Source organism: Klebsiella sp. 2019SCSN059, assembly GCF_021739525.1.
Taxonomy (GTDB): domain Bacteria; phylum Pseudomonadota; class Gammaproteobacteria; order Enterobacterales; family Enterobacteriaceae; genus Klebsiella; species Klebsiella quasipneumoniae.
On the sequence record NZ_JAKKOM010000075.1, the window covers coordinates 1 to 4801 of the forward strand.

The 4801-nt window shown below is 50.8% G+C and carries 3 protein-coding genes; 2 read left to right on the top strand and 1 reads right to left on the bottom strand.

The window, feature by feature from the left end; all coding sequences use genetic code 11:
• Nucleotides 1–457 precede the first annotated feature (457 nt).
• Together L2I46_RS28610 and L2I46_RS28615 are read left to right on the top strand one after the other, a co-directional pair.
• Nucleotides 458–1999: an IS91-like element ISCR1 family transposase gene (locus L2I46_RS28610; RefSeq protein WP_000050481.1), complete on the top strand. Its 1542-nt coding sequence runs from the start codon at nucleotides 458–460 to the stop codon at nucleotides 1997–1999.
• A gap of 351 nt (nucleotides 2000–2350) precedes the next feature.
• Entirely contained in the window at nucleotides 2351–3592 is a 1242-nt protein-coding gene (locus tag L2I46_RS28615) for a VWA domain-containing protein (protein WP_014839891.1), read from the top strand.
• Between the two features lie 27 nt (nucleotides 3593–3619).
• On the opposite strand, the gene L2I46_RS28620 is transcribed toward L2I46_RS28615, so the two are convergent.
• On the bottom strand, nucleotides 3620–4270 hold the full coding sequence (locus L2I46_RS28620; RefSeq protein WP_014839892.1) for an HAD family hydrolase: 651 nt from the start codon (nucleotides 4268–4270) through the stop codon (nucleotides 3620–3622).
• Nucleotides 4271–4801: the final 531 nt, after the last annotated feature.

Below are 4801 nucleotides of genomic sequence, written 5' to 3' on the forward strand. Positions count from 1 at the left end.
TCGCGAAATTTCGCAGTCGCGACGCCAGAGACCGAGGGTTAGATCATGCCTAGCATTCACCTTCCGGCCGCCCGCTAAATATCTCCTTTTGGGTTGTTAATAAAACATCCAATAAGTTGACTGTGCGTGAAAAAGAAAGTTTTGTGTGATGGCGTTGAAGATCGCACCGTTAAGCTCTTATGTGGGATGGTGCAGAGCTCGACGACTACCGATAAAACGCAACCGCCGCAAACAGACAAGAAAAAGCCCCAACTGATAACAGTTGGGGCTTCAGTATTGTGATTGGTGGAGCAATAGCACCCTGAACCCAAAACCTTCTCGCTCAACCGGTAGTGGCTGATAACAACTCGTGAGGGCTATTGCGGGTTAAGCATTTAGCGATGTCTAGGGCCAGACTGGACGTCTGAACGCAAGCCGCTGATACTGTACATAACCACAGTATCAGCGGAGGATACCCATGTCGCTGGCAAGGAACGCCACGGCGAGTCAATCGCCCACTCAAACAAACGGTTACGAACGCCACCAACCCGACCAGACGCTGCTCTACCAGCTGGTTGAGCAGCACTACCCAGCCTTCAAAGCCTCACTCGAAGCCCAAGGTCAACACCTGCCTCGCTACATCCAACAAGAATTCAACGACCTCCTCCAATGTGGCCGTCTGGAGTATGGTTTCATGCGGGTTCGCTGCGAGGATTGTCATCACGAGCGTCTGGTCGCCTTCAGCTGTAAACGACGCGGCTTTTGCCCTAGCTGCGGTGCCCGCCGGATGGCCGAGAGTGCGGCGCTGCTGATAGACGAAGTCTTCCCCAAGGAGCCCATTCGCCAGTGGGTGCTCAGCTTTCCTTTCCAGCTACGCTTTTTGCTGGCTCGCCATCCCCAGCTGATGGGCCAGGTCTTGAGTATCGTCTATCGTACACTCTCAACTCATCTGATCAAAAAAGCCGGTTACACCAAAGCCTCTGCACAAACTGGCTCAGTGACTCTTATCCAACGCTTTGGCTCCGCGCTAAATCTCAATGTCCACTACCACATGCTGTTTCTCGATGGTGTCTATGCCGAAGATGACTATGGCAAGCAACGCTTCCATCGTGTCAAGGCACCCACTTACGATGAGCTGAATACGCTCGCTCACACCCTCAGCCATCGCATCGCTCGCTGCATGGAAAAGCGTGGGATTTTGGAGCGTGATGCCGAGAATACGTGGTTGACACTGGAAGAGGGCGAAGACGATACGCTGACTCAATTACATGGTGCTTCGGTTACGTATCGCATTGCCGTCGGCCCCCAGCAAGGGCGCAAAGTCTTCACCCTGCAAACCTTGCCAGGGCGTGAGGATAAAGCCGACTCAAGCAGTCGAGTAGCCAACCATGCTGGTTTCTCGCTACACGCCGGTGTGATGGCCGAAGCGCATCAGCGGGATAAGCTTGAGCGCTTGTGTCGCTACATTAGTCGGCCAGCGGTTTCAGAAAAACGTCTGGCATTAACCGCCAATGGGCAGGTGCGTTACGAGCTCAAAACTCCGTACCGCAATGGCACCACCCATGTGATCTTCGAGCCGCTGGACTTCATCGCCAAACTCGCTGCGTTGGTACCTAAGCCGCGAGTCAACCTCACACGCTTCCACGGCGTCTTTGCACCGAACAGCAAACACCGAGTTCAAGTAACACCCGCCAAGCGGGGCAAGAAGCCCGACAAATCGGAAGGTCTCGATACTAACTGGCGTGACAAGAGTCCTGCAGAGCGCCACCGCGCCATGACCTGGATGCAACGCCTCAAGCGAGTCTTCAATATTGATATTGAAGTCTGCGAACACTGCGGCGGTCACGTCAAAGTGATTGCCAGCATCGAAGATCCGAAGGTCATTGAGCAGATTCTCAAGCATCTGAAACAGAAAACAGCCAAGGCGAATGCCGCCAAGCAGCGTGAGCTGCCACCAGAACGAGCGCCGCCACTGACTCCCAGCCTGTTCGATCCATCACAGAGTCGTCTCTTTGACTGACGACCCCAAATCCAACACTGCTCAACACTGCCAACTTTTAAACGGGGCGGTGGGGCAGTTTGTATCTCTCGAGCTATCAGGCTAGAGATTTTACCGCCAAATCGAACCTTATTAGAGCGGTTTAGGCTGGACCGGCAGTTAAAATTGGGGCTTGAGCGGTAAACGAGTGAGGGAATTTCAGGTAAGATACTTCGGATGAGGAGCAAAAAGGTGGTTTATACTTCCTATACCCGCTGGCGCAACAGCATGGCATCAACATCTGATAAATAACCCCAACGAAACCCCGGCCTGTCCGGGGTTTTTTATATCAGCTTACTGAATGAATATTGCTCAAAATTAAAGAGGGATCAGATGCAATTACAATCAGGACAGAATATTCCACTACATACTACGGACCTGACGCTCAGACTTGATTATCTGTCATCGTACAGTTTTAGTAGTGAACCAGAAACCTGCCTGTTTATGCTGAATGCTGACGGGAAAGTCACCGGTGACGCAGACTTTATCTTCTACAACAATCGGAGTGCTGCCGGTGGAGCTGTAAAACTGCTTCCCGGCCACCAGCATGCGAACCTTCAGCTTGCGCTGGAACGCATTCCCGAAACCATTCAGAAAATCGCTATAACGCTGGTGATAGATGGCAATGACACGATCAGCGGACTCTCGCAACTCCGGCTGACGGCAACCGGCATCGCTGAATTCAATGTCGACCTGAAGGGCCGTAGTGAGAAAGCGGTGATTATGGGCGAGATTTACCGTCATCAGGGGCAATGGAAACTCCGTGCTCAGGGGCAGGGGTTTAACGGTGGACTGGAGCCACTTGCCGTCAGCTATGGTGTCGATGTCGCACAACCAGAAGATACCCCAACGCAACCAGCCCGGATCAGTCTGGAGAAAAAACTGGAAGGGAAAGCCCCCGCGCTTATCAGTCTGGCAAAAAAAGCCAGTGTTTCTCTTGCCAAACACAAGCTGGAGACGGTTGAAGCCAGAGTCGCTTTTGTTCTTGATGCCTCAGGCTCTATGACCGGTCAGTTTAAAAAGGGACATGTGCAGTCCGTTCTCGACCGTATAGCCGTCCTGTCAGTCCAGTTCGATGATGACGGTACGATGGATGTGTGGGGCTTTGCTGAGCGTCACAAGAAATACCCTGACGTCACCCTGGACAATCTTGACGGATATGTTGCGGCTATCCAGAACACGGGTAAACGATCTGCCTGGGAAATCCTTCCGGGCCTGGGCGGGACAAACAACGAGCCGCCGGTCATGAATGAGGTGATCGACTTCTTCAAGGACAGCATACTGCCCGTTTATGTTGTCTGCATTACGGATGGCGGGATTAGTAAAACCCGTGAAATCAAAGAAGCCATACGCCGCTCGGCCAACTACCCCATTTTTTGGAAATTTGTGGGCCTCGGCGGTTCAAATTACGGTATTCTCGAAAAACTGGATACCTTCAGCGATCGGCGAATCGATAACAGCAACTTCTTTGCCATCGATAACTTCGCAACGGTGAAGGATGAGGAGCTGTACGAGCAACTTCTGGAAGAGTTTAAAGACTGGCTGGATCAGGCAAAAATAGCGGGTATTCTGTGAGCCTTCGCCCCGGAAAGGGGCGATAATTTACCGGATAGGTAGTTCGAAAGGAACTTTTCCCCGACGCCAGGTCGCATGGAAGTGCCGCCAGTGAGGGTCGGCTGCAGCTGACAGTAGTTCGTAATCCCCTCGTGTGTCTCCCCATGCCCGCAGATGATAATTTTTCAAAGGACCGTACTCTTTTTCCAGCCGGATAATTTTCTGGCTACACCGGCAGTTATGCCCACTAATACGCCCGGTAAGTATCCCTTCTTTGACCTCAAGCTGTGTGCCTATCACTTTGATGCCCAGCCTGTCGGCAAATGGCCTGAGTACCATTTCTGGTGAAGCAGAACATAATGTCACTTCCGCGCCGGAATTCACTTCATTCGCCACGGCCATCAGGCCTGCAGGACGCATAAGCCGACTCCAGTAGACCTGGCAAAATTTCTCAGCATTTTTGGATAGCCATTTCTCGTCAACCCCAGTAAGGAAGGTTGTGATGAGAATTTCTTTCAGTTCATCACGTGTCATCTTCTTCCCCATACAGCGTAACGTGGGAAGAGCCATTGTGACGATACGACGGGAAAAAGCCCGATTGCCAAAGGCAAACCGCAGAAAAGGGATAAAGCTGTCATGCCGTGTTAGTGTGCCGTCAAAATCAAATACAGAGAGCATACGGGACTGAATGACATTCATCGTAATCTTCTTCCTGGTAAAATGGGGGAACAGCTTCCTACAGGTTTGACTATACCATTCAGGCAATAATATTGGTAATCGGCCACAGAAGGTGAAGAAAGTTACTTTTTATGATGTTCGCTTCGCTCAGCAAACTAAAGGTTCGTCACGTACTCCCGGTTTTCTCGATGACTTGCCCGCTGTCACTGGCTCATTCTTCGCAGCTCTTGACAGTTTTAATACGGAATACATCGCGCCGTTGGCGACGGTCCCGGCAATAATAGAAAAATTTTAACGCGCCTCTCTGAGCTGTTTTTTAGAGGCAATTAATACTCACCCAGGTTATAAACCCTCATTTTCGTTATCTCAGACTCTTTTCATAAACACTAAATATTAATGTATTGCACATACCATCATCAGGTGGGTATATGTAAAGAAATCAACATTGATAGGAATTTTCTTAGTGGTAGGGTAATTTAGGGAAGGTGCGAATAAGCGGGGAAATTCTTCTCGGCTGACTCAGTCATTTCATTTCTTCATGTTTGAGCCGAT